Raw genomic sequence first — 24,842 nt, 5'->3', positions numbered from 1 at the left:
ATGGTCCCTGGCGGTGGTTCGGCACCGAGTAAGCGATGGCCTGCTCCCCGCGCCCGCGGGGATGGTCCCACCTACAAGCGGGCCGACCAGAGGGCGAGGGGCTGCTCCCCGCGCCCGCGGGGATGGTCCCGCCTCGCCGCAGTGGGGCCGCTGCTCCTCATCCTGCTCCCCGCGCCCGCGGGGATGGTCCCAAAAACACGGCCAGCAAGCCGGTCGTGGCCTTCTGCTCCCCGCGCCCGCGGGGATGGTCCCGACACGGGGCTCTGGTCGAGGAGCTGGATCGCCTGCTCCCCGCGCCCGCGGGGATGGTCCCGTGCCGAGCTGGACGCGTGAGGCGCTGGGGCGCTGCTCCCCGCACCCGCGGGGATGGTCCCGCCCCGGTCGCGGGCCGGGAGCTTCGATGCCTCTGCTCCCCGCACCCGCGGAGATGGTCCCCCGCCACGGGTGCACGGGTCCGCCGGCACTCACTGCTCCCCGTTCTTGCGGGATGGTCCCGGCCTTGCACAGGCTGGCTGCCAGCCTGGCCTAACACGCGTAGAGGTGCTTCTCACTAAGGCTGTGGTCTTCACTGAGCCCCGGAGGTCACAGTGGTAGGCGCTACGCTCGATCTCAAGCATTTTTTGGTCGATTACGTTCGGATACTGGTCGGAATCTACATGTTTTCGATCTTCCAACATGTGAGTCGTAAGACGTCGTGCATGGTGTACCCCATGCACAGCAGTAGGCCCAGCGCATTGCCCGCGATGTGGAGGCACGCCGTAAGCGGGATGCCGTCTCGTGCGCTCTTGCCGGGCCCCTACCTTCGGACCCTGTTCCCTGCCGCTGCGGGGATGACCCCATGTGGGTCGTCAGCTGGAAGTGCTCCCCGCGCATGCGGGGATACGGCGCAGAGAAGCGGCAGTGGGCTTCGGACCGCGCGCTTGATCTTGCGTCGCCGGTCGACATCCTCCGCTTCACCAGCCGGCGGGTACCCAAACAGGTACTGCGCTGGGTACCGTCTACCTATGCCAGCACTCAACATCGAGTTCACCGCAGAGGAGATGGAACGCCTTCGCGAGCGCGCGACGATCACGGGCAAGAGCCTCAAGCAGCATGCGCATGACGTGATCGTTGAAGAGGCCGATCGACTCGCCTTCGTGCAGGGCGCTATCGCTGAAGCTGAGCGGATCCTGCCTGGGATCACGGCGCACTTCCCGGAAGGCCTTCGTTGAGCCCGATCATCCGGGTTGATGCCGGCTGGGTCCTTCAGGTTCAGTCAGCCATCTCACCTTTGAATGTCCCCATCACCGATTGGGGAGCCCTCGCCCTCATGGCCGACCGGCACAAGTTCGAACGTGAGCGCGGAGTCCTCTACTACGAAGAAGCTGCCTCCCGAGCTGCCACCTTTTTGCAACCGCGTTGCTCCTTAGGCCCTTCGCTGACTACAACCTGGTCATCGGTTGGGCCTGCACGTATCAGTACATGCAGCTGTCCGGCGAGCCGGTGCACCCCAAGAATGAAGAGCTGTACGAATTGGCCCGGGCCGTGCGTGCCCAAGAAGTGGCCCTCCGGGATATCGCGCGACGGCTTGAGTCATGGGCATGAGTTTCGGCGGCGTCCGGTGAATCGCACTCCCCGCACGCGCGGAGATGCTCCGCGATGCCAGCCCACCGTCTGGCTCAGGCTCCCGTGCTCCCCGCGCCCGCGGGGATGGTCCCCCGGTGGGCGGCCCAGGCCACAACGGCGTGCCCTGCTCCCCGCGCCGGCGGGGATGGTCCCCCGGTGGGCGGCCCAGGCCACAACGGCGTGCCCTGCTCCCCGCGCCGGCGGGGATGGTCCCTCGGCTACTACGACCTCTCCGCGGTCGCACTCGTGCTCCCCGCACCTGCGGGGATGGTCGGACGGCCAGGTGTGCTCCCCGCTCGTGCGGGGATGGTCCCACCACCATCCGACGCACCGCCATCACCACCGCCTGCTCCCCGCGCCGCGGGGTTGGTCCCTACGCCAAGATCAGCACGCGCACCGTGCAGCGCTGCTCCCCGCTCGTGTGGGGATGGTCCCAACGCAACCGGTGCGGGGTGAGCGGCTCTTCCCTTGCCTGCTAGAGACCATGTGGCCGAAAGAATCTGTGAGCGAAGGGTTGTCAGTGGTCGTTCATAAGGTCACGGCATGCCTGATGCCTTCACCGTCTTGTGGACCCATGACACCTGCCGTGCCTTGCGTAAGGCGGGTCACGCGGGCGAGCGGCCGCCAGTGGCCTTCAGCGGCGTCCATTCCTCCCTGCCCACCTGGTCGGGTGCCCGAGCCGGGGACGAGGTGTACGCGCTGCACGTCAATCGGTGCGCCGTGTACCTCGTGAGCCGGATGCGGGTGATCGACATGGACCGGCGCGAGTGCTGCGGCACTGCCCCCACCAGCTGGCAGGATCCGGCGTTTCCGGGGCACGGTGGCTGGTCGATGCTTGGTGCCAATGGCTGCGGTGCCACGGCGGTGCACGTGGACGCGACGCCCATACGCTTCGACATGCCGATACCAGGGGACGTTCTGGCGGGGCTCACGTGGCGCAACCGCCGGGGGCAGACGCGTGGGCTGAAATACCTGGTGGATGGCCGACTTGAGCGGTCGGTCAGCCTCCAGGGGTTCTATCGTCTGGCCTCGGAGTCGGTCGGCGCGCTGGCGAGGATGGTCGATGATGCCTTCTCTTAACCCACTACAGAAGTGGTCTCGTATCAGACTGGCTATGCCGGAGAAGGCTGTCTTACTCCCCGCACCCGCGGGGATGGTCCCTCGTGGCCGGCGACGACGTCGGTGTACGCCGGCTGCTCCCCGTGCCCGCGGGGATGGTCCCGCCTACGACGTGCCGACCATCCCGGCCCGCTACTGCTCCCCGCGCCCGCGGGGATGGTCCCATGCCCGTCCAGGAGCTTGCTCAGCTTCTCGGCTGCTCCCCGCGCCTGCGGGGATGGTCCCAGGGCGACGGTGACGGTGCGGTACCGGCCCACCTGCTCCCCACGCCTGCGGGGATGGTCCCAGTAGAGCAAGTTCACCAGCAAGACGGGCGACAGGCCTGTGGGCCCCGGTTGGGGCCCACAGGTGTTCCTGGATGTCTCATCGACGGTCTGCTTGACGGTGAGGGCGGTTTCCACCCCCAAGGCATCGGGGGCACTCCTTGCCCCTGATCTCTCCCTCCTCGTCATGGAGAGAGTCCCGGACAAATGCGGTCTGGGCGCTGCCATCGCAACGCCGCAGCCATGCCGACAGTCCCTGTGCCATCAGCCGGATCACGGGGATCCAAGGTGAAGCTGCTGACAGAACCTCGATGAGCTCGGTGATCGACACCGTATTCAACCTCTCGCCTTCGCCCCTCCCATCTCTGGGAGAGACAAAGCTGGCGTTCATGGCAGAACACCACCGCCCGGGGTCGGCGGGAGGGGGCACTTCACTGGCTGTGAAACACCAATGTCCCCGTCCTACGACATGTCAGACGTGACGTCAGCCGCTCAAGTTCCCGCTCGCGGCATCCATACATAAAATCGAACATTCGGGGGCGTCACATCCCGCTCGGCCGCATCGGGAGTTGCAGTCAGTAGCGGAGGCACCCCCTCGACTCGCGGACCCGCGACAGTTGACGACGAGAGCGCGCCGACACCGGCCAGGATCCACCAGTGGACCAGCAGCCAGTTGACGACGCTCACGACGAGAGCGATGGCGAAGGTGGCGGCCACTAGGAGGCCGACCAGCCGGTCATCCGCGCGCTGTCCCCTGCCTGGTCGGGGGGTGCGCCGTCGTACCGGCGGGCGCCTGGACGTCGCCCGGCCCTTACGCGCGCGGGGGCTCATCGGCTGGCCTGCGTAACGCCGCTCGCGAGCTGCCCCAAGATGTTCAGGATTCCCTGGCCCGCCGGAGTGGGTGCGATCAGGACCCCCAGCGCCAGGACGATGACGACGGTCAGCTTCTCGTCGAAGCGGCTGCGGGCCTCCGTACGCCGCCGCAGTCGCCACACGACGATGACCGCGAGCAGCACCGCCACGTTGATAGTCAGCAACCGTCCAGACCTCCCCCACCGACCGGCCACCACTACACGGGAACGGCAGCACGCCGTCCCAGCCTTCCTGTGTAGCGGCGCCCCAGTGATGTAGGAGACGGATTGCCGACGAATGGCATAAAGCCATCGGACCTGGCCGAATACCGCGCGGCTGATCAGTCGGTAATGTGCACGGTGACGTACAAGTCTCCGGGTGCACCGCCGTTTTTGCCAGGGCCGCCGAGCTCGCGTATGCCGACCTCCTGGCCGTCCTTGAGGCCGTCGGGGATGCGGACCTTGTAGGTGTGCTGCTCCCGGATGAGCCGGCCCTCCCCCTTGCAGGTCGTGCAGGCCCGTGCCGCCTTCTCGTCCGTCCTGGTGGCGCACGCGGGACAGGGCTTGTGGGCGGTGATCCGCAGGGGGATGATCGCGCCGTCGGCGGCTTCCGCCGGGGTGACGTCGATGTCGTGGGCGATGTCTTTGCCGCGGCTGGGCGGGGTGGATCCGAAGTAGCGGTCGTTGATCTCCTTGAGAGCGGCCCACACGTCTGCGCTGGCCGGCCGCTGGGCAGGGTCCTTGGCCATAAACCGGCTGACGAGCCGCTCCAGCTCTGCGGGGGCGTCCGGGCGCAGGGCGCGCAGCCGGGGCCCATGGTGCGTGTCATCTTCCTCGGCGCACGAACCCAGCGGCGTCTGCGTGCGGGCGCGGGCCTCATGTTGGTGAGCGCGGACGATGATGGAGTCGGCCGAGATGTCCCAGTCGATCTCATCTGCCGTGTCGGCAGCGGCCAGGGCCTACTGGAGCAGCAGCTCCCACGTTCCGTCCGCGGACAAAAATCCAACGGCCTGTGCAGGCCCTGCTTTGCGATGCTTATCGCCGGGTCCCGGGTCTGGGCTCCGAATGATGTTCACGAAGACATCGGGGGCGTCGCTGTTGTCCCCAGACGTGTATGAGTACTCAACGATGAGGGAGAACGGTATGGAGCCGTTAGAACTCCGCCGAGCAGTTGCGGCAGGACGGGCAACCGCTTCGGAGCTGGGCCTTCAGGTCGACGATGCCATCGTCATCCACAACTCGGACCGCGTCGCGCTGCGCCTGGTCCCTTGTGATGTTCTCGCTCGGGTCGCGCCTTCGCGGCATCTGGCTGGTTCCGAGTTCGAAGTGGAGGTTGCTCACCGTCTCTCCAACGTCGACGCGCCGGTGGCTGAGCTCGATCCTCGGGTCGAGCCCCGAGTCTATGTGCGTGACGCCTTCGCCATCTCGCTCTGGACCTACTACGAACCTATGGGATCAGAGATCGCGCCGACCGGCTATGCAAACGTGCTCATGCGGCACCATGCCGCCCTGCGCCAGATCGATCTGGACGCACCGTATTTCACCGATCGAGTCGCCGCGGCGCTGAGAGAGGTGAACGACCGGGAGCGATCCCCCGAGCTACCCGACTCTGACCGGGAACTCCTCAGCAACACACTCGGTGGGCTGAGTGCCACGATCAGCAGCGACGAAACCGGCGACCAGCTGTTGCATGGCGAGCCGCATCCGGGCAACCTCCTCAACACGAGGAGAGGGCTGCTTTTCGTGGACCTCGCCACCTGCTGCCGTGGGCCGATCGAGTTCGACCTCGCCCATGCACCCGAAGAAGTGGGAGAGCACTATGCGGGGGCGGACCACCGCCTGATTCAGCAGTGCCGCGCCCTGAACTGGGCGATGTTCTCGGCTTGGCGCTGGCGCCGAGACGACCAGATGCCTGACCGGAGCCACTGGAGAGTGGAGGGACTCAACCGGGTTCGTGCTGCACTCGATCGCTGCGCACTGGGCTGAACTGGAGGAAAAGGGCTGCTGGGTCCCGATCCGCAGCACTGTGTGCGGCGAACCGACATGGTGCTGCGGATGAACTCGGCCAGCTTGAGAGGAAATCTCCGCCTCTTGCGTCGTGCCCACGTCAACGCCCCGGACGCGGATCAGTCACATGATCGGCCGGGCAAGTCCTCATTCTGTCGCCGCATGGATCGCTGCGACTACGGCTTCGCCGATCGGGGTCAATTTCATTGGCGACGCCGTGGTTGCACGGATGAGGAGTGGGTGTCCGATCTCGCGATGCAGTCTTCCGAATCTCGTGATCAAGGCCGTGTGATGGGTTCCGAATGCTTCGGCGGCTTCCTTGAGTGTGCGATAGCGCGACACGGCAGCGAACTTGCGAAGGCGGTCCCATGCGCCCGGCCCCGTGAAGGCAGGACGGAGGATCTCCGGTGCCTTGCTGGCCCGCTGTACCCATCGGACCACCTACCCCGCTTTTCCCGAGGCGGCCCGTCAGCCGCCAAACGCTGGGGTCCTGCCCCGACCAGGCGTGATTACGACTACTGGGGAGGTCCTGTGCACGAAGAGGGAACTACTTCTTCACGGAGCATGATTTCCATCCCCGTGTCCTATTGGCCACGCAGTGGCCATCGCTGATGGAAAGTGGCCACGGAATCTGGAAATCTACAAGCAGTGTAGGGTCCCGCTTTTGGTGTCAGGCGCCGATCCTGTGACCTGGACGTCCCTCTTCAGTCTTATGACGTGTCGGCCGTCGGTTGTCTCAGCTCGGTGTCATTTCCTCAGACTGTCCGGCAGGCTCCATCACGCCCAGGGGCGTCACGAACCGGCTTCGGCACCTGTCCGTTCCATCCACTCGAGGACGGTTATTGCTCGCTCGATGCGGCTGACGATGTACTTCTTGGAGGTCGTGTCCAGGGGATCCGGGATCTTGTCGAAGGTGTCGGGAAGGACGTCGAGCGGCCCCCAGATCTGTTCGCCGGTGTTGACGGTCAGCAGTTGTTGGCACCTCCACTGCAGCGGCATCTCGGGGCGGTGCGTGAGCCGCTGCACGAGCGTCGGGAACAGGTAGTGCGTCGCCTCCGCAGCGAGGTGCTCGCGGAGCCAGTCGACCGGGAGCCGCTGGCTGAAGCTGTGCATAGCGGCTTCCTGGGCCAGGTCCAGGAGATGAGCTGGGTCGACGGCTCGGACGGCGCGGGGAAGCGTCAGGGTCATGTCGCGATGATGCCAAGAAGTCTTCGCGGGGCCGAGAGGTCAGCTGGGCTGGGACGGAATCTGGCGACGGGCACGACCCCAGACTTCCTCGAACTCCTCAGAGGTGAGTTGTTCGGGTTCGTGGCCTTCCCATTCCGAGACGGGCAGCTCGGCTGTGATCCCGAACCTGTTGTCGTACTCATCGAGGCGGTCTGCGTCGTAGGCCCGCTGCCACTCGGCGAGGGAGGCAGCTGCGACCGGGGTCAGCTCAGGCCCTTCGAGCTCGACTTGCCGGATCACCCAGCCTTCAGCGTCGACCTCGAAGTAGAACCAGGTGTCTTCCTCGTCCCAGTAGCAGCGCATCCATGTCTTCACGAGCCCATGATGGCGGCGGTCTGCGATTCTCAGCTTCGTGTCGGATCCGACTTCCATCCGACACCGACCGTGAGATTCCGACACGAATTTGAGGCCCTACACCGGCGGATCAGGTCTGGGCCATGTCCACGAAACGGGAGTAATGGCCCTGGAAGGCGACCGTGATGGTCGCGGTGGGTCCATGACGGTGCTTGGCGACGATGAAGTCTGCTTCGCCTGCCCGAGGCGAGTCCTTCTCGTAGGCGTCCTCGCGATGCAGGAGGATCACAAGATCGGCGTTGTCCTCGAGGGCGCCGGAGTCCCGAAGGTCGTTGATCATCGGCTTCTTGTCGATGCGCTGTTCGGGGCTGCGGTTGAGGGTGGAGATCGCGACGATCGGCAGACGGAGTTCCTTGGCCAGGAGTTTTAGGCAGCGGGCGATCTCGGAGATTTCTTCGTAGCGGGAGCCGAGCGGCCTGGTGCCGTAGGTGAGCAGGTGAACGGCGTCGACGACGATGAGCTGGACGCCGGCTCGGGCCTGCAGGTAGCGGCAGTGGGCGCGCAGGTCGTGGACGTTGGAGTAGGCGCCGTCCTGGATGTAGATCGGGGCGGCGCTGACGTCGGGCATCCGCCGGGCAAGGCGAGTCCAGTCCTCGTCGGTCATGGTTCCGGAGCGCATGTGGTGCAGCGCGACGCGGGCTTCGGCGGAGAGCAGGCGCATGCCGATCTCGTTGCGGTCGGCTTCGAGGGAGAACACTGCGCTGGGCAGGTTGTGTTTGATGCTGGCGCTGCGGACGAAGTCGAGGGCGAGGGTGGACTTGCCCATGGCGGGGCGGGCGGCGATGACGATGAGCTGGCCGGGGTGGAGTCCGCCGGTAAGGGAGTCCAGGTCGGTGAACCCGGTGGGCACGCCGGGCAGAGTTGCGTCGCGGCCGCCGATCGCCTCGATCCAGTCGAGGGTGCCCTCCATGACGTCGCCGAGCGGGCTGGCCGGCGGGAGCAGGGGGCGCCGGGTGGTGGCGGCGAAGATCTCTGCCTGTGCCTGGTCGGCGATGCGGTCGACGGTGTCCGGGTCGGCGTCGGAGGCCAGGTTTTCGATGTGGATCGCCGCGATCTTGGTGCGGCGCAGCATAGCGGCGTTCTGTACGCGCTCGGCGTTGATCTGCCAGCTCCGGGCGGAGGACGACCCGTTGACGAGAGCGGTGATGTAGGCGGAGCCGCCGGCCTTTTCGAGGTTGCCCTGTTGTGTCAGCCGGGCGGCTACGGCGAGCGGGTCGGTGGTTTCTCCCCGCCCGTACAGGTCGAGGATCGTCGAATAGATCAGATCGTGGGCGGGCCGGTAGAAGTCGTGCCCGTGGAGGGCGCCGACGATGTCGGCAATGGCGTCCTTGGACAGCAGCATCGCCCTCAGCACCGCCTTCTCCGCTTCAAGATCGTGCGGATGATGCAGGGCGGCGCCGTCGTTGTCGTCGTTGGCCACGTGTACCCCTCCCCCGTGTGGATTCCCAGGCTCCGTCGACCGCAGTACGCGGCAACAGCTCAGCGTAGCCGCGGCCTGGTTGCGTGATCAGGAGTTCGTCCCGTTCACGCACGAGGGGTGAACCCACGGGCCTCGCGCGGAAGTTGGAGTGCCTGACGGATCAAGGCCGCCTCGACGGCGGGATCGGGCGGCATAGTTGTCACTTCCGGCTGTTGGGCGCGCGGGCTGTCCGGCAGCGGTGGCGGTGGAAGGAGCGTGGGTGGGTCCTCCCGCTTCACCAGACGGATGTGGCGCACCGTGCCCGCACCGAGCACGTCATTGAGCCGTTGCACCAGAAGGTCGGCCAAGAGCCGTGAGCTGGTCAGCCAGGCCGCCGAGGCTCCCGCCAGGGTGAGCGTCCCGGTCTCGGAGTCGAAGGCGGTGGGCACGACGTGCTTGGCCAGGGGGCCGGCCACCGAGTACCAGGCTGGCAGCGGCGAGGTCTCGAACATGGTGAACATGCCTTGGAGGACTTGCCCGAGGGCGACCGGCGCGGTCCGCCTTCGCACTCGCGGGCGGCGGGTGGCGGGGGCACGCTCGGTGAAGCGGCCTCGCCGAGCGTCCTCGCGGGCCCGGCGCAGGCTCGTCAAAGCCAGATCGATGTATGCCTCGGTGCCTGGGCGATGCTGATCATTCAAAGTTCGGCCTGGCGAAGCGCCGGGCTGCCCCACACCCGGACGATGTCGTGGTCGGTGAACGCGTACACCAGCCGGTAGGCCGTGGCGGGGTTCGGGGCCTGCCGCAGCTGTGCAAGGTACTGCTGCGCCTCCGGTTCACTGCGCCGCGGCGTCCCGCAGGCCTGCCAGGCCTGGCCGTTCCACATCTCGGGGATCCAGCGCTTCTGCGGTTCGGGCTCGTCGGCGCGCAGCCGGTACCGGGACTGCACACGCGCGGCCGCGTCCGGCTCGTCGGATTCTGCCGAGCGCATCCGGGGGGCGGCCCGGCGCCCTGCCCGGCGACGGGTCTCGCACAGCAGGCACAGGTCGGCCGCGTCCGGGTCCACGGGGCCGCTGGGGTGTTCAGGGCACCGCGTGATCGCTTTCGGGGTGGTGATCGTTTCGTCGAGCAGGTGCAGGGCCCGCTCGAGATCCTGACGAAGCTCCTCTGTGTTGAGGACGGCCTCGCCTTCCGTATCGGCGGTGAGGCGCTGGCCGTGTTCTCCGGCTACGCGCAAGGCTCGCCCCAGTGCGATGAGCTGGGCGTGGTTCACACGTCTCTCCTGTGGTCCGGTCTCCTGGTCGCCGAGCGGGGCTCGGATGCGGTCAGCGGCCTGTTCGTGGGCCCCGGGCCAGCCGGATCTGCATCGCCCGCCATAGTTCGTCTGCGCCCTGGCTGGTTGTGGGGCGGGTGCGGTGCAGGCCTGGGCAGCAGGCGTCGTGGGCGACCTTGGCCGTGCCGTAGTCGCGGTGATGAGGGCCCGGCCAGGCGATTCCGCCGGCGAGGTGGTAGACCTCGTTGTCCGCGAAGTGGCGGGCCGGGTAGTCGCCCGGCATCAAGGCGATCCACGCCACTTCCTGCTCGGGTTCCTCATCCCCGATCGCGGACACGGGGGCGGCTCCGGCGTTGGGACGGTAGATGTTCACTCCGTCGTAGTCCATGGTCCGGTGACGGTGCGTGGGGAGGTTGCAGGCCGGGCACGGCACGGTCAGCCTGTGTCCCCAGGACGGAACGAACGCATCTGCCAGCCCTTGCTGGGGAAGAACGCTCACGACCGTCAACCTCCGGTGTGTGAAGGCCGCCCGACCGGCGGCAACGTCCAGGGTAGCGGCGGGAGTTGAAGTCATCACCTCCTTCATGCGGACCGCTGCGGGCCGCGACCCGCCGTCGCCCTGGCCCGAAGTACCCGCAGCTGCCCAAGCTTTTGCCTCAGCAGGTACTCGGCGGTGCGATGGCGGGCCTCCTCGGCGGCCCTTTCCGCGGCCGGGTGTCCACGAGGGCGCCGGCGCAGCACGCTGTCGTAGACCGCGCCGGCCTCCGTCTCGGCTTCCTCGCTTGCGAGGAGACGTCGGTAGGCGCTGGCCCGACGCTCATCACGGATCCGCTCGGCGGCCTGCCGCGCCGTGAAGGCAGCGTCGGTGACCACCGGCTGCCCGGTGCGCCGGTTTAGTTCGTCCAGAAGCCTGCGGGTGTCAGCCTCGCACCGCTCGCTCAACGCGGCCACCGACTCGACGTCGTCCAGGTCGGCGCGGACTACGACGGCAAGGTCGACCGCTTCCTGCACCAGCAGGTCGATGCGCTGCCGGTACGTGCACTGGGGGCAGAGGCCGGCCGCGTCGGGCAGCCCGCACTCCGCGCACGGAGCCGACCTGCGGGCCAGCTCGGCGCTCGCCTCCGCCAGACGCCGGCGGTCCGCGGCGGCCCGCCGCTGGGCGACCTCGATCACGGCACGCGCGTGCCGGGCCTCGGTCCGGCTGGCTTCCAAGTCGGTGTGCTCCCGCAGCCGGGCCTCGTAGGCGGCACGCCGGCGTACGACATCGGCATCGGCGAGCTCGCTGTCGATGACGACTCGCAGCCGAGCACGATGTGCTCGACGGTCGGCGACGATCGTGGCACAGGCCGGGCAGTCGCCGCGGGTGTCCAGCCTGATCCCGTCGTCGCAGCGCCGGTCCGTGCACGCCTGGCGCTGTACCAGGCCACGCCGCATCAGCCACGGGAACGGGCGCTCGACCAGGGCCTCGCCGCCGGTCTCCTCCAGCCGGTCGGTGAGCCGGTCGGCCAGCAGCCGCGGCCCGCCGCCCGGATGCTCCAGCAGGCCCTCCAGCCGCTTGATCTCCACCTCCGCGGCTGCCTGGACCTGGTCCTGCTGCCAGCCCGAAAGCTGCGCCCACAGCCCCGCGACCGGCCCCAACGCCACCTGCAGAGCAGGACGAGCCGGAAGGCCCCCCCTCCGCCGCTGCTGCGTCTTGTCCCAGCCCACGGCCTTCGGCCGACCACCGGCCCCAGCCCCGGCAGCACGCTGCCCACCCCGCTCATCGACCGGGGACTTCTTCGGCTGTTCCCCGCGAAGCGGGCCGCCCTCAACCACCGGCGACGCCGAACCGGCAGCGGCGTCCTCGCCGTTGACGGCCTGGTCCTCGCCCGCGCACGCGCGCTCCGGCCGACGGCCTTCACTCCCACGGCCTTCGCCGGAAAAGCCACCAGAGAGAGCGGGGGAAGAGACGGGAGTAACCAGGTGAGGGTGGTCAGTGTGAAGGGCTGCCGCAACGTCGGGCTCTGGAATATCCGCCACATCCATCACCGGCACGCCGCTGACCTGCGATTCCTTCCCCAGCTCCGGCGCCTCACCAGGCCCTGCCGCAGCGTCGGGGTCTGAAAACTCGGGGCCCAGGGCCTCCACACGGTCCTCCTGGACGTCGTCGCTGACCGTACGGCCGTGCGCGGCGGCGACCGCCGGCACCATCAGCCGCGACCGGTTCGCCAGCCCGGAGCCCGTCTTGAGCCGGACCCGCAGCACCAGCTCCCGGTCCTCCAGGCGCTCCAGCACCCGCTCCCCCGCCGACGCCGTGCACCCGAGCAGCCGGGCTACCGTCGCCGCCGCGCGGCCGCGCTTGGTGTCCACCGTGCCGCCGCACTGCCGCACCCGCCCGGTCTCCCGCGCCTCCAGTACCAGCAGCAGCAGCGCCAGACGGTCTGTCGCCGCGCCCCGACCGGTACGCGTACCGATCAGCCCGGTCGGGGTGACCTGGCCATCCCGGTGCGACCAGCCCGGAGCCATGACGGCCTCCAGCAGGCGCAGCAGCGTCGCGTACTCCTTCTTCGCGAGGTTCAGCGGGTGCCCGACGACGTCCTGCGCCGCCCACAGCGGCAACACCTTGCACTCCAGGCCGTCGTCCTGCCCGTAGTCGCCCTCCGCCGTCTTCACCGAGACCACGCCCGAGCGGCGCAGCCCCGGCACCACGTTGGAGGCCGTGTACGACGCGGACAGCCCGAGCCACCGGCCCAACTCCTGGGTGCGGATCTCCACCACACCGGTCTCCGACGGCGTCCGCGACGCCAGCACCAGCACCGCCAGACGCACCGCGTCCGACGCACCGTCCAGGCCGGCCAGGTCCAGCAGCATGCGCACCGCGCCACCCAGACGGGCGCGAGCGTCCCGACCGAGCGACAGCGGATGACCCGCCACCCGCGCCGGGACCGGCCCGGCCAGGACGGGCAACTCCGTACGCGGGCGCGCGAACGCAGCGGCCGACGCCGCCACGGCGCTCACCGGCCCACCCGGATGCACGAGAAAGAGATCATCTCGGCAGCCTTGCGCAGGTTGCCTGTGGATAGATTCCGAGCAGTGGCGAGACCCCTGGCCCCTCCCGCCCGGCGGGCAACAACTTCGGATCGCGTCCCGCCCCACGGGACGGGGGCCCGCAGCACCGCGGCGACCGGCGCCGCCAGGAGGACGGGGGTCCCCCTCTCGGAAAAGGCGTCGGGGACCGGGGGCGGTGTGACACTCCACCCCGAAGAATCTTCGTGACTAATGCCCTGAACAGGGCAAACAGGGCGTGCGAATCCCGTCACGCGGGAAGCGCGGGGGGCTCGAACCGGTGTGAATCGGGCACGGTCGAGCTGACAGAAGACACCGATCTCGTGCACTATGGCGGGGACACCAACCTTCATATGGATCGCCCCGACCGCGACCAGGCCCCTGCCAAGGGACCCGACCACAGTCGAGCGCTCTGTACGGGCGGAGCCCCGAACACCGAACGGCCTGCCAAAGCCGCCGGAACCCGGGGTAACGCTGGTGGCTCAACAGAGGCCCCCTGCCAAAGGGGCTCCTGGAGAGCCGGGGTGGCCCGCTTGCCAAAGCGGACCGGGTGGAACGAACCGCCTGCCAAGGCGGGGTGTTGCGAAGGAATGAAGACCCAGCTCGATGAGCTGGAGCCCAGAACCGGCGCCAACCGGGGACTGGGCGGCCGACCTGACGGTCGGCGAGACGGGCCGCGCGGGGCCACAGTGGATTGCAGTCCACCTCATTCGCGCGCGCGGCCGATGGCCGCTAGGTCATCCCGACCCCCTTCCGGAGGCCGGCGTCGTGCTGCCTGCATCCAGCTCAGCGACGTCGGGAAAACGCTCCGCGAGCCCTTTGAGCAAGTGGATGTAGACCGCGCGATGGGGCCGCCGGGGGTGGGTCTGACCTAGCTCCCAGCGGGCTACGGCCAAACGTTTCACGCCTACGGCGTCCGCGACTTCCTGCTGAGTGAGCCCCGCGGCGAGGCGCAGCTGCTGCCGCACGCGCGGCGACGGCAGGACGTCGTCGAGGAGAGCGTTGACCCGCTGCATGGGATCCGCGTCGGACATGCCCCAACCTCTCATGATCACCGAATCCCTGAAAGATACACCACAGGATCGATGTTGCGAGCACGCATCGATACGCCGATGTGGCGGTGGGCATCGGGCCTCAGCATGGCTTCACGACCGATGCGTAGTAGGACGCGAGCACAGCTTCCGCTCCAGAGCCCTGCGCCGTCGTGACGCGTTGGAACTGGGCTGACCTCAAGTCGCCGGCGACCTGGATCCGACGGTGCTGTTTACCGGGAGGGCAGTAGCCGTCCTCGCTCGAGGTGAGACCGTCCAGACCGGCTGGTGTGTTGCCGAGGTTGTTCAACACGGTCTTGGCGACGTAGGACTTGCGCTCCCCCTGCCGGTCCTTGACCTGCAAGCTCCACTCGTCTCCGTAGGCCATCGGCGACAGGGCGACGTGAGAGACAGGGACGACGCGCACGCGCTCGTCCCCCGCGACTTCGGCGATCTTGTAGTCATCCGCCGGCGGACAAAGGACATGCAAGGTCGTTGAGGAGTGCGGATGGGTGCGGAGCCACGTTCCGAGGGGACGGTCCCCTCCGAGAACGTAGGTCCGGCCTGCTAGGTCTGCCGGCGTGGTGCGCCACAGCGGAGGAACGGACAAACGTGCAGGAGCGCTGATCCAGTCGGCATCGGGCGGAGTCAGGGGAGCCACGCCGGTGGCGACCACGATCAGCTGTGCGCTCAGTGCGCGACCGTCCTCGAGTACGAGCTCCGCCCGGTTGTCGTAGCCGGTGACGCTCACCGCACGGCCCTGGATGACGGAGCATCGGTCAGCCTGCTGTAGGCGTTCCAGGTCGGCGACAAGGGCTTCAGCAAGCTGGGGGCCGGCCGACCAGTTGCCAGGGACGTTCTCCAGCGCCCCGATGACATGCAGCTTGCCGCCTACTGCACCGGCTTCCACGACGACCGTTCGAAGGTTCAGGCTGGCCGCCATGACCGCGGCCGCCACGCCTGACGGCCCCGCGCCGACTACCAGCACATCTGTCTCATGCGGTGTGCTCATGCGCGGGCTCCCTGCGTTCCACTGATTCGGGACAAGACAACCTCGCTCGTGACCAGTTGCTCAGCGCCGATGTTTCGGGAGGCGAGCAGGAGCGCGGCGTCGTGGTAGCGGGCTCCGCCGGTGGAGGCACAAGCGTCGGTGACGATCCACGGCCGGTATCCGGCCTGGTAGGCCGCAACAGCGGAGTCGTATACGCACGCGTCGGTGTCGATGCCGCACAGCACCAGATCGGTCCAACCCGCCTCGCGGATGGTCCGGGCGCCCTCGGGGGTGAACACTGACGCCTGGGGCTTGTCGATGATCGCGGCGGCGCTGGCAGCGAAGGGGACCAGGTCAGCAACGAGGGCTTGTTCTTCGGGAGTACGCAAGCGCGTCCATCCCGTGATCGTCTCGTACGGTGACCCGGGCTCGTTGTGGAACCGCGACAGCACCACTGGAGCGCCGGCTGCTTGCCAGCCCTCCACCAGCCGCACAACCGCTGGGATGACTCCGCGGCTGTGCTGGTTGACAAAGCCCTGCTGCACATCAATGACCAGCAGCGCTGTCGATCGAGGGTCCACCCACTCCGCCTTCCACATGGCCGTCACGGATTGCTGTCTCGGAGAGCGTCCTGGGCGGCGCGCAGCCGATCAGGAAGTTCGCTGGTGGCCAGGATGGCCTCGCGCATCACACGGTGTTGAGCGGTCTCAGTGGGGCGCGCGGTAGTGAGCCGGAAGTAGGCACTGCGCAGAAAGCGCCAGCCGTAGGCCGTCGGCATCACCGGGTCCTGGCCGTCTTCGATCGTGTGCAGGATGTGCGACGAGAGAGCCCAGAGGGCCTGCACGTCGAGCTCAAGGGCCACGATCTGGCTCATGGTCAGAGCCCGCTCGTCCTGCTGCGGGTGATAGGCGACCCCCGACCAGCCGACGACGCCGCGGGAGACTCCACCGTCGAACGTCACGGCCTCGGGGTGAGCCCAGCCGTCACGGAACTTGGCTTCCTCTACCCCCGGCCCGAGCGGCACCACATCTGCCGGATTCTGCCGGTTGACCAGCACTGATGGCGTCGCGAGCAGCTGGAGAGCCGTATCCAGGCCGGCACTTGACCAGGAATGTGTGCGGAGCTCGTAGGCCGACAGCACGTACTGCGGAATGAGCGACTGGGCAGGCTGATCCTTGCCGTCGCCGTGGCGGGTCAGCAGGTGAGCCATCCACTCCCCCACCCAGCCCGGTTCCTTCAGGTACGTGCGGTAACGCCACAGAGCCAACTCGGTCAGTGACTCGAGACGGTGGTGCTCCTCGAGATGCACCACCGCGACACCGCAGGCGTATATGTGCACCGTCGACGACTGCGCGGAGTGGTGGTCAGCCGGCAGGACCCGCTGCTCCAAACCGCCTGGCCCCGGCTCGCTTGGCGAACCCGCAGCGTAGAGGGGCGTACTGCACTCACCGAGGTACACCGGCAAGAACTTGTGGGAGACGACCGTGCACGGTGCCGGACGCGCTGCCGACTCCGCCTTGATGGGAGCTGACGTTCCACGCAGCGCTGCCAGACGGAGGCTGAACGCCTCCTGCTCAGCCGGGGTGCACTGGAGGAGCGCCGTGTCCAGGATCTGCGCCATCTGGGGACGACAGACGCTCGACTTGTTCCGCTGCCAGTTCGAGACGGTCCGGGGGCTGATGCCGAGGCGACCGGCGAACTCGCGCACAGACGCTCGCATCACCGACCGCAACAGCAGCGCCTCCTCACCTGTCCACCTGTCCACAGCGATCACTACACACCCCCTTCGCGGTCACCTTCCAGGTATCAACGGCCCTATTGCCACGCTGTTGCTACACCACTTCCACGGTCGGACATCTCGCTCAAGGCCCCTGGTGCGGATGCTGTTTCTTGTTGATCCACACCCGCAACTCCGGCCGGAGGAACCATGGCGATCCCGGGCACAACCCAGTGCCGCGCCCGCATCGAGTTCTGCGTGCCGTCAGGCATCGAAATGCCTGCTGAGCTGTATGTCGGCCAGCACGCTGTCCGGTTGCCCGTTGTAAACGATGTGCGGCTCATCGTCGGTCGGCGGGGAGAAACGGCCCGCATGCCTGAGCAGATCCTCCTCGCTGAACTCGATGCTGTTCGCGTCGACCAGCGACTGCTCGTTGCGCTTCCGGATTCGGTCCCAGCGCACCTCATGCGGCACGGGCAAGTAGATGAGGACAGGCTCGCCGCCAGCCTCCATCACGGTCGCTGCCCACTGGGCCCGCTCTTCCGGGGTCCAGAAGCCGTGGTCGACCACGACCTCGTGCCCGGCCGCCAGGAGCTCCTGGAGCTCAAGGGCGATGTCCTTGAGGACGGGTGCCTCCCGGACCCTGAACTCGCCGCGAGGGAAGTCCCTGCCGTAGTGGCCGTAGCGGCGGAACATCTCCTCATCGGGGCACAGGCGCCGGAAGCCGGCCGCCTCCAGGGCGCGGGCGAGGGTCGTCTTGCCGGAGCCCTGCAGCCCGGACATGAGGATCGCGCGAGGCGCGGGGCCCGGTCGGCCGGACAAAGCGGCGGCGATGCGCGTGATCTCGAATCGTCCTTCCAGCGTGAGGGTGTCGATGTGCTCGGCTTTAAGGAGCTGGCTGAGGCGGGCTTCGAGGCAGGAGACGAGCGTGTCGTCCAGTACGGCGGTGTCGTACGTGCTCACCGCTGCACCTCTGTCGTCGTGCGACGGGTGCGGCCGGGGGCGCCCAAGTCCACGCCGTACTCCAGCAGCTCGCCGTCGGCGTCCAGGAAGCGTGCGGTCAGCACAAGGATCGCCGCGACGGTGTCGGCTTCCAGCTCCAGGAGCTCGAGGTCGCGTGACGTTGCGATGCGAGCCGATTCTTCATCCACGCGTTTCACGACGTGCCGCCCGGTGGCCCGAGCGATCAAGTCGAGTGACAACCCGCCTTTGAGCCGCTCGCTCCGCGCCAACTCGGGTACGGCCTGGGCGAACTCCGCTGGGATCCATGACGTGGAGTGGGAGACGATGCCATGACCGTCCCGGTAGACACGGCTACGGCGAATCACGTCGTCACCAGGCGAAATGCCCAGCACGTCAGCGACGTCTTCGGGAGCCTCGACTATGCCGGCGGTGTGGCCGGACGACTTCTCGCCGACGCCCCACGACGACTGCGTCTTGCTGCTGCGGTCGTGGCGCTCAGCCCCGGAGGACAGCGAGATGGGGCGTTCCATCACCTCGGTGCCGACGCCAGGGATGCCCTGTACGAGCTTCTCTTCACGCAACAGCCGCATGGCTCGGTCCGCGGTAGCTGTGCTGACCTCCCACTCGGTCGCCAGCGTCTTGATGCTGGGCAGGAGGTCGCCCGGCGAGAGCTCCCCAGAGCTGATCAGGTCGCGGTAGTGGCCCGCGATGCGCGCGTACGGCGGCCGATTGTCGGCTCGGGGCGGCCCTGCCATGTGCCTTCGCCTCCTTCAAATTCACTCTGGGTGCCTCACTATACCGCTTGACACGTGAGGGTACCTGATGTAACCTGATGTATGTAAGACGTCGATGATCCTCCGGGAGCACCGAGTGAGCACCATCGCAGCAGATCGCCACTTCGGTGGCCGGAGTCCAAAGCCCTAGCCACTTCGGTGGCCGGAGCCCGAGGCACCTCTAACTCCTCCGCCCATGGTCTGCAGCGAGTACCACCCCGCAGCGCTGATGCGTTGTCTGTCCTTCAGGACGCCGGTTCGCCGTGCGGCCTGGAGGGCGGAGAGAGCACCTGCGATGCACTCCTGCCACTTCGTAGAAGGAGCCCTCATGCCTACGCGAACCCGTGATCTCATCGCTCAGAAGCGTCCGCGCCGGGCCCGGTCCCGCGCCATCAGCACGCTCCCCCCGCTGGTCGTCTCAAGCCTCAAGCCGCACGAAGTCGACCTCACCGTCTCCGCGCTGGTCTGCCCCACCTGCCGGACCTGGGTGCCGATCAACGCGCCGCACAGCGCACGGCCCAAGCTGGTCCCCCACCACACGGAGAAGGCCGGCACCGAAGACCCGATCCGCTGCCCCGGCAGCCACCGCCTGGTCACCATCAACCTCACCGTCGACCAGTGGTTCCGGAGGCTGGAAGAGGGCCTCACCCAGACCGCCAGCCGACGCCCCACCCGAGTGATCCGCAAGCTGAAGACCGGTTCGACCCCCGCCGTCATGCAGATCGTCGGCGGCACCGTCGACGACAAGACGGCCCGCGAGCTGGACGAAGCCCACGTCCGCGGCTGCTCCACCTGCTCCATCAAGGACGACAAGGGCAACATCCTGCGCGCCGCCGACCTCACCTCCCGGTGCACGGACGGCCGCCGCCTCGCCCAGCTCGCCGCGCACACCAAGCGTCTCGCCCCCGCCCGCCGCAAAGCACAGATGGACCGCGAGGACTGGAACGACCGCCGCGCGTGGGGCCTGCGCCTGCTGCACGAGCAGCAGTGGCAGAACGTCTCGGAGTCGGTCGCCGACGCCGACCTCCGGCGCGTCCGCGACACCTTGGCCGCGCTGATCCAGACGCTCAACCCGCGCAGGGCCGACGCCCCGCAGCTCACCGACTGGGAGCGCGCCGACCTGATGAGCGCGATCACTCTCCTGGCGACGCAGGAAGAACAGCTCACCCGGTAGGACTGCACGACGAACAACCACGGCCCCGGCCATCCCGAGCGATCGGGACGGCCGGGGCCGTGGCTGCTCGTACAGCAGTCAGCTCCCCATTTGGGGAGTGATCGCGATAGCCCTTGGGATTGCGGCCCGTGGGGCTGTCCAGGACCTGAACTGGAAGACCTGATGCAGCACAGCATGACACGCACCATCCCCGCCCCGGCGAACGGCCCGGACCGCGAGAAGACCGTCGCTCTCCACCGGTTGGTCCGCCACCTGGTGGCCGACGGCGACGCGCGGGCCGCGAAGGCCGGCCGCCGCGCCCGCCGCACCCTCTCCGAGATGGCGACGGTCCGGTGAACGCCGTCCTCAGCCTGACCGACGCGGAGCGCGATGAGCTCTCGCGTAAGAACGCTGAGCAGAACAAGCGGTCGGAGAACAACCGCCGCTGACCGGATCCTTCGGCATTGCCCGTCGTCCCCGCCCCTTACCGGGTGGGGCCGGCGGAGAGCGCCGGGAGCTCACCCCCCGCTCCGGCCGTCTGGCCGCAGACATGCGAACAGCCCCAGGGATTGCGCCCCTGGGGCTGTTCCGTACGGACCTTCTGGGAGGCCCTGATGAACCGCTCCATCGTACGCACGACCTACGCGCCCTCCGCCGACCTGCCGGTCAACACCGACTGGCGGGCCCACTCGGTGTGCAAGGACGAAGACCCCGAGCTGTTCTTCCCGATCGGCAACACCGGTCCGGCGCTGCTGCAGATCGAGGAGGCGAAGGCCGTGTGCCGCCGCTGCCCGGTCATGGAGCGCTGCCTGCAGTGGGCGCTGGAGAGCGGCCAGGAGCACGGCGTGTGGGGCGGCACCGACGAGGACGAGCGGCGGCGGATGAAGCGCCGCGCCGCCCGCAAGCGCGCCGGCGCCTGACCGCTGGACGGGATCGGCGGGCAAGTTCTGGCCCGCCCCACAGCACTGCCACTGCCTGCCCGCCCGCACGACGGGCGGCCAGCCTTTCGCACGTCTCCAGCCCGGGAAAGCCTCGGGATCCCTTCCTCTCCGGGAGAGCTCATGAACCGCACCATCCCGACCATCACCGGCACTCGACCGCTGCCGGACTCGCTGTGCACGCACACCCCGAAGTGCCCGTCGGCCGCCAGCCCGGACCGAGAGGCCGCGCACGTCGTGGCGGCCCACCCGGAGCAGGGCTGGAGCCTGCTGTGCAACGCCGTCGTGCTCTTCGAGGACACCGGCGAGCTGCTCCCCGACGGCCGGATCGTCGCCCCGCACCGCCCCGTCCTCGCCCTGGTCTGACGGCTGCCTGATCCGCCCGCATCGACCGCCCGCCACCGTGGCGGCCGGGTCGGGCGGTGACGGGGAGCCGGACAGCCCGGACCCACCCAACGAACCCTGGAATGAGGCTCGCATGACTGAGACGACCATCACCCCCGCCGCCACTGCTGCGGTGTTCTCCGACGTGACGCTGAGCAAGGCGGCCGAACTCGCCGCCGACTCCTACCAGCCGCTGTGGATCGGCCCGTCCGGCGAGGAGTCCTCCGGCGAGGCCGTGGCCCGCCACCTGGAGGCCACCATCGCCCTGCTCGACAAGGACGGCTGGATCCGCGCCTACAACCACGGCAAGGACTGGTCGGCCGGCGCGGACCTCGCCGCCGACGACTCCATGACGGTCAAGGCGATGCTCCGGGCGCTGATCCGCTTCGTCCGCGACGAGAGCGGCACCGACCCGCAGCGGACCCTGTCCACGGCGCTGCGTCACGTCGGCGAGGACGGTACCCACGGCGACAAGGACACCGACTACGTGGCGGGCTTCGTCCTGGACCGGGTGATCCAGGCCCACACCGGGTCCTGCACCGCCCGCGCCACGCCGTGGTCGGAGCGGCAGCACCGCACTCACGCGGACATCACTGCCCTGCTGACCGCGGGCGCCCGGTTTGCCCGCACCTACGGGCCCGGCCAGGACGCGGCGGCTGCCTGATCCCCGGCGCTGACCGCATCAAGACGACGGCCCTCCGAGTCCCCGGCATTAGAGCTGCCGGGGCCTCGGAGGGCCTGGTCACGACCTTACCCACCGTCGCAGATCCACGGTGCCCCTTCTCGGAGGCGCCCGGAAGAGAGAGGACTTTCCGTGGCCACCAAGCCCGCCACCCGCCGCCGGCGCCCCGCGGCGAATCCGAAGCCCCGCAACGGGCGTGCCAAGGCACCGGCGACGCCGGCCGCCATCCCCGCCCAGGCCGCCGCGCCCGAGGTGACGGTGCCGCTGGTTTTCCCGGAGGCCGACCCGGTCCTGGCCGACGCCGCCGACCGCGCCGCCGACCTCCGGGACCAGGCCGCCGACGACGCCGCGCGGATCCTCGCCGACGCGGAGAACGCCCTCACCGAGCTGCTGGACGGCGCGCGCTCCGATGCCGCCTCGATCACCGAGGCCGCCACCGCGGAGCACGCCCGCCTCCTTGCCGACGCGCAGGCCGACGCCGACCGGGTCCGCACGGAGGCCGTGACCAGCGCGGCCGCCGACGCCGACCAGGTTCTGGCCGACGCCGACGCGAAGGCCAAGCAGCTGCTCGCCGACGCGCGCAGCGAGGCCGACACTGTCACGGCGACGGCGGCCGACGAGGCCGACCAGGTCCTCGCCGACGCCCGCGTGGCTGCCGAGCAGCTGCTCGCCGACGCCCGCGACCAGGCGCAGGAGGTCACCACCACGGCGGCCGCGAAGGCCGACACCGTCCAGGCGGAGGCCGCGCAGGTCCTCGCCGACGCGGAGACCAAGCGCACCGAGCTGCTCGCGGCGGCGGAGCGCACCGCGGCGGAGACCCGCAGCCGCGCCGCCACCGACGCCGACCAGGTCCTTCAGCGGGCGCGGAGCGAGGCGGACCGGATGCGCGAGAGCGCGGACGGCCAGGCCGCGCAGATCCGGGCCGGAGCAGAGAAGGCCGCGGCCGGCCTTCGCCAGGACGCCGAACGCGCCCTGGCCGACGCCCGTTCCTCCGCTGAGGAGCTGCGGGCAGCCACCGACAAGGACGTCACCCGGCTGCGCGAGCAGGCGGAGACGGACGCGACGGCGGCACGGCAGGCGGAGGCCAAGGCCACGGCCGACCAGGCCGCCGCCGAACGCGCCCTGGAGGAGGCGGAGCGGGTCCTCGAGGCGGCGACGCAGCGCACCGTGCAGCGGACCCGGCGCCGGGAGATCCGGACCGAGTCCCGCGCCAAGCGGCGCAAGACCCGCAACGACGCCCGGCCCGCCGGCGGTGTCCCGCCGCTGTCCGGGCAGGAGCTGGTCCTGGTCGTCGGGATCGTCCTGGCGGCCGCCGTCGTCTCCACCCTCGGTCTGCTGTCCTCCTACACCGCGCTGGAGACCAAGGCGGCCGGGTGGGGCTGGGAGTGGCCGTGGCTGCTGCCGGTCGGCATCGACGTCGCCATCCCGGCGTTCACCGGCGCCAACCTGGTCCTGATCCGCATGGGCATGGAGCTGCGCTGGATCCGCTGGGTGCCCAGGGCGCTGACGGCAGTGACCGTGTACCTCAACTGGAACGCCTCGGACAGCACCTCGGGGCGTCTCGGTCACGCGGCCCTCACCCTGCTGTGGGTCGTCTTCTCGGAGATCGCCTCCCACGTGTACGCCACGCGGATCGGCGCGGTCACCGGCAAGAAGCGCATGGAGACGGTGCGGCGCTCGCGCTGGATCCTCGCCCCGATCCCCACCGCCCGGCTTCGCCGCCGGATGATCCTGTGGGAGATCACCTCCTACGAGGACGCGCTCACCCGGCTCCAGCAGGAGACCTGGCTGCGAGCGCGACTGCGCGAGGAGCACGGTCTGCTGTGGCGGTGGAAGGCTCCGCTGGAGAAGCGGATGACGCTCAAGCTCGGCAGCGCGCCCGCCACGCTCGCCGACACACTCACCCCCGAGGACACGCTCACCGTCGACCGAGCGGAGGAGACCGAGCACGCTCACCCCGACATGAGCGCGCTCACCTCGGGCGAGGTTCGCGGCGAGCGCGAGCGCCCGGCGCTCACCTCCGGCGCTCACAAGGGTGAGCGCCCCACGGAGGAGACGGACGCTCACCGAGCGGACGGCGCGCTCACGCGCAGCGAGAGTGACGCGCTCACCGAGCGCCGCCACGCTCGTATCCGTCTGCTCTACACAGAGCTCGGGCGCCGCCCGCAGTGGACCGAGATCCGCGACGCGCTCACCGACGCGGGCCTGTCCGATGAGCCGGTCTCCCGCCCGACCGCGCAGCGCCTGCGCGCTCAGGTCGAAGCGAGCGCCCCGGTGAGCGCCAAGGCGAGCGCGCCCGCCAACACCTGAGCGCCCGCACCCCCGCACAGCACCTGCCGCTCATGGTCGCCCCCGGCCCGCGCCACGCTCCCCAGCGTGAGCGCGGGCCGGTGACGGCCACGGCCGGCAGGCCGCTCGCCCGCGCCCGCCCCGAGCGGGGCGCGGCCGATCAGCCCGAACCGAGCACGATCCCGGCCCCGCACGCACGCCTCGGGGACACGGACCCATGAACCCCTTCCCCTCCCCACCCCCGAGACCTGGAGGTCTTCTGCCATGCCCGAGAACAACAACCGGTGGACCTCGGACCACCTGATGAAGCCCGGCGGCACCGCCCTGTACGGCGCCCAGCAGCGCGAGCGGCTGCGGCAGATGGCCGACGAGGTCAGGGCGCTGCTCCGCGAGTACCGGGCCGACCTGGAGAACATCAAGTTCGACGGGGACAAGCCCTTCGAGGCCCGCATCCGGGCCTTTCTCGCATCGCGTCCGCTGGCGCAGCTCGAAAGCGACCTTCGGGACGCCGTAAATCACGCCGGAAAGCTCGACGCCGAATTCCAGCGGCGCTATGTCGAGCTGCCCAAGAAGCGTGAGAAGAAGGCGGAGAAGAAGGAGCTGGAGAAGGCGCACAAGAAGGGCCTGAACACCGCCCGCGCGGTCAGCACCGCCGGACAGCTCAACGGCCTCTCGCAGGCCCTCAACGAGCCGACCGGCGACGGGAAGGGAGTCGCGAAGAAGACCGGTACGGACGGCGGCGACCACACCTTCCTGGACTTCCTGGAAAAGAGGGCCTGAT

Annotated in this window: 26 protein-coding genes and 1 CRISPR repeat array (1 of these 27 running past the window's edge); of the genes, 10 read left to right on the top strand and 16 right to left on the bottom strand. The window is 69.0% G+C overall.

What is annotated here, in order from left to right; genetic code table 11:
• Positions 1–435: direct repeats of the CRISPR family, unit length 29 nt; unit sequence CTGCTCCCCGCGCCCGCGGGGATGGTCCC (it extends 936 nt beyond the left edge of the window).
• 569 nt (positions 436–1,004) lie between these two features.
• Positions 1,005–1,211, top strand: a complete 207-nt coding sequence (locus tag ACZ3ZD_RS31765; RefSeq protein WP_467404963.1) for a hypothetical protein — start codon at positions 1,005–1,007, stop codon at positions 1,209–1,211.
• 937 nt (positions 1,212–2,148) lie between these two features.
• On the top strand, positions 2,149–2,685 hold the full coding sequence (locus ACZ3ZD_RS31760) for a hypothetical protein (protein WP_467404960.1): 537 nt from the start codon (positions 2,149–2,151) through the stop codon (positions 2,683–2,685).
• Between the two features lie 1,129 nt (positions 2,686–3,814).
• Here ACZ3ZD_RS31760 and ACZ3ZD_RS31755 read toward each other — a convergent pair.
• Both ACZ3ZD_RS31755 and ACZ3ZD_RS31750 read right to left on the bottom strand, forming a co-directional pair.
• Positions 3,815–4,024, bottom strand: coding sequence for a hypothetical protein (locus ACZ3ZD_RS31755; protein ID WP_099934957.1), 210 nt, complete (start codon positions 4,022–4,024; stop codon positions 3,815–3,817).
• Positions 4,025–4,179: 155 nt separating this feature from the next.
• On the bottom strand, positions 4,180–4,587 hold the full coding sequence (locus tag ACZ3ZD_RS31750) for a DnaJ C-terminal domain-containing protein (RefSeq protein WP_467404954.1): 408 nt from the start codon (positions 4,585–4,587) through the stop codon (positions 4,180–4,182).
• A gap of 394 nt (positions 4,588–4,981) precedes the next feature.
• Between ACZ3ZD_RS31750 and ACZ3ZD_RS31745 the strand changes: the two genes are divergently transcribed.
• Positions 4,982–5,824, top strand: a complete 843-nt coding sequence (locus tag ACZ3ZD_RS31745; RefSeq protein ID WP_467404951.1) for a phosphotransferase — start codon at positions 4,982–4,984, stop codon at positions 5,822–5,824.
• Between the two features lie 168 nt (positions 5,825–5,992).
• Here ACZ3ZD_RS31745 and ACZ3ZD_RS31740 read toward each other — a convergent pair whose 3' ends face one another.
• The 14 genes from ACZ3ZD_RS31740 to ACZ3ZD_RS31675 form a co-directional block, all read right to left on the bottom strand.
• Positions 5,993–6,286 (bottom strand): helix-turn-helix domain-containing protein, encoded by a 294-nt coding sequence (locus ACZ3ZD_RS31740; RefSeq protein ID WP_467404948.1) that lies wholly within the window; start codon positions 6,284–6,286, stop codon positions 5,993–5,995.
• A 351-nt stretch (positions 6,287–6,637) separates the two neighbouring features.
• A complete protein-coding gene (locus ACZ3ZD_RS31735; RefSeq protein ID WP_467404944.1) occupies positions 6,638–7,033 on the bottom strand; it encodes a hypothetical protein in 396 nt (131 codons plus the stop codon).
• Between the two features lie 39 nt (positions 7,034–7,072).
• Positions 7,073–7,375: a hypothetical protein gene (locus ACZ3ZD_RS31730; RefSeq protein WP_467405276.1), complete on the bottom strand. Its 303-nt coding sequence runs from the start codon at positions 7,373–7,375 to the stop codon at positions 7,073–7,075.
• Positions 7,376–7,496: 121 nt separating this feature from the next.
• Positions 7,497–8,846: a replicative DNA helicase gene (gene dnaB, locus ACZ3ZD_RS31725; protein WP_467404942.1), complete on the bottom strand. Its 1,350-nt coding sequence runs from the start codon at positions 8,844–8,846 to the stop codon at positions 7,497–7,499.
• A gap of 104 nt (positions 8,847–8,950) precedes the next feature.
• Positions 8,951–9,346: a DciA family protein gene (locus ACZ3ZD_RS31720; protein ID WP_467404939.1), complete on the bottom strand. Its 396-nt coding sequence runs from the start codon at positions 9,344–9,346 to the stop codon at positions 8,951–8,953.
• Positions 9,347–9,519: 173 nt separating this feature from the next.
• On the bottom strand, positions 9,520–10,095 hold the full coding sequence (locus tag ACZ3ZD_RS31715) for a hypothetical protein (RefSeq protein WP_467404937.1): 576 nt from the start codon (positions 10,093–10,095) through the stop codon (positions 9,520–9,522).
• Between the two features lie 52 nt (positions 10,096–10,147).
• The gene (locus ACZ3ZD_RS31710; protein WP_467404934.1) at positions 10,148–10,483 is read right to left on the bottom strand and encodes a DUF6083 domain-containing protein; all 336 of its coding nucleotides are present in this window, start codon (positions 10,481–10,483) and stop codon (positions 10,148–10,150) included.
• A 194-nt stretch (positions 10,484–10,677) separates the two neighbouring features.
• The gene (locus tag ACZ3ZD_RS31705) at positions 10,678–13,092 is read right to left on the bottom strand and encodes a hypothetical protein (RefSeq protein ID WP_467404931.1); all 2,415 of its coding nucleotides are present in this window, start codon (positions 13,090–13,092) and stop codon (positions 10,678–10,680) included.
• Positions 13,093–13,877: 785 nt separating this feature from the next.
• On the bottom strand, positions 13,878–14,174 hold the full coding sequence (locus ACZ3ZD_RS31700; protein ID WP_164444066.1) for a helix-turn-helix transcriptional regulator: 297 nt from the start codon (positions 14,172–14,174) through the stop codon (positions 13,878–13,880).
• Between the two features lie 100 nt (positions 14,175–14,274).
• Positions 14,275–15,183 carry an NAD(P)/FAD-dependent oxidoreductase gene (locus ACZ3ZD_RS31695; RefSeq protein ID WP_467404928.1) on the bottom strand — a complete coding sequence of 303 codons (909 nt, stop codon included), beginning with the start codon at positions 15,181–15,183 and terminating at the stop codon, positions 14,275–14,277.
• Positions 15,180–15,770 (bottom strand): cysteine hydrolase family protein, encoded by a 591-nt coding sequence (locus ACZ3ZD_RS31690; RefSeq protein WP_467404926.1) that lies wholly within the window; start codon positions 15,768–15,770, stop codon positions 15,180–15,182. Before ACZ3ZD_RS31690 ends, ACZ3ZD_RS31695 begins: the two co-directional genes overlap by 4 nt.
• Positions 15,767–16,936 (bottom strand): helix-turn-helix domain-containing protein, encoded by a 1,170-nt coding sequence (locus tag ACZ3ZD_RS31685; RefSeq protein ID WP_467404923.1) that lies wholly within the window; start codon positions 16,934–16,936, stop codon positions 15,767–15,769. The genes ACZ3ZD_RS31690 and ACZ3ZD_RS31685 overlap by 4 nt, the downstream gene beginning before the upstream one ends.
• 207 nt (positions 16,937–17,143) lie before the next feature.
• A complete protein-coding gene (locus ACZ3ZD_RS31680; RefSeq protein WP_467404920.1) occupies positions 17,144–17,842 on the bottom strand; it encodes a P-loop nucleotide/nucleoside kinase family protein in 699 nt (232 codons plus the stop codon).
• Entirely contained in the window at positions 17,839–18,597 is a 759-nt protein-coding gene (locus ACZ3ZD_RS31675) for a GntR family transcriptional regulator (RefSeq protein WP_467404917.1), read from the bottom strand. Before ACZ3ZD_RS31675 ends, ACZ3ZD_RS31680 begins: the two co-directional genes overlap by 4 nt.
• Before the next feature lie 346 nt (positions 18,598–18,943).
• On the opposite strand from ACZ3ZD_RS31675, the gene ACZ3ZD_RS31670 reads away from it, so the two are divergent.
• From ACZ3ZD_RS31670 to ACZ3ZD_RS31640, 7 genes are all read left to right on the top strand, one after another.
• Positions 18,944–19,789: a hypothetical protein gene (locus ACZ3ZD_RS31670; protein ID WP_467404915.1), complete on the top strand. Its 846-nt coding sequence runs from the start codon at positions 18,944–18,946 to the stop codon at positions 19,787–19,789.
• Positions 19,790–19,963: 174 nt separating this feature from the next.
• The gene (locus ACZ3ZD_RS31665) at positions 19,964–20,125 is read left to right on the top strand and encodes a hypothetical protein (RefSeq protein WP_467404912.1); all 162 of its coding nucleotides are present in this window, start codon (positions 19,964–19,966) and stop codon (positions 20,123–20,125) included.
• A 257-nt stretch (positions 20,126–20,382) separates the two neighbouring features.
• The gene (locus ACZ3ZD_RS31660) at positions 20,383–20,688 is read left to right on the top strand and encodes a WhiB family transcriptional regulator (protein WP_467404910.1); all 306 of its coding nucleotides are present in this window, start codon (positions 20,383–20,385) and stop codon (positions 20,686–20,688) included.
• 192 nt (positions 20,689–20,880) lie between these two features.
• Positions 20,881–21,072: a DUF5999 family protein gene (locus ACZ3ZD_RS31655; protein WP_467405273.1), complete on the top strand. Its 192-nt coding sequence runs from the start codon at positions 20,881–20,883 to the stop codon at positions 21,070–21,072.
• A 112-nt stretch (positions 21,073–21,184) separates the two neighbouring features.
• Positions 21,185–21,754 carry a DUF6197 family protein gene (locus tag ACZ3ZD_RS31650; RefSeq protein ID WP_467404907.1) on the top strand — a complete coding sequence of 190 codons (570 nt, stop codon included), beginning with the start codon at positions 21,185–21,187 and terminating at the stop codon, positions 21,752–21,754.
• 150 nt (positions 21,755–21,904) lie between these two features.
• The gene (locus ACZ3ZD_RS31645; protein ID WP_467404905.1) at positions 21,905–24,082 is read left to right on the top strand and encodes a DUF2637 domain-containing protein; all 2,178 of its coding nucleotides are present in this window, start codon (positions 21,905–21,907) and stop codon (positions 24,080–24,082) included.
• A 243-nt stretch (positions 24,083–24,325) separates the two neighbouring features.
• The gene (locus ACZ3ZD_RS31640; RefSeq protein ID WP_393902326.1) at positions 24,326–24,841 is read left to right on the top strand and encodes a hypothetical protein; all 516 of its coding nucleotides are present in this window, start codon (positions 24,326–24,328) and stop codon (positions 24,839–24,841) included.
• Position 24,842 lies beyond the last annotated feature (1 nt).

It is taken from the genome of Streptomyces sp. NPDC023481 (assembly GCF_055560195.1).
Note: the sequence above shows the minus strand (reverse complement) of the source record. Positions and strands in the feature narration are given on the sequence as shown.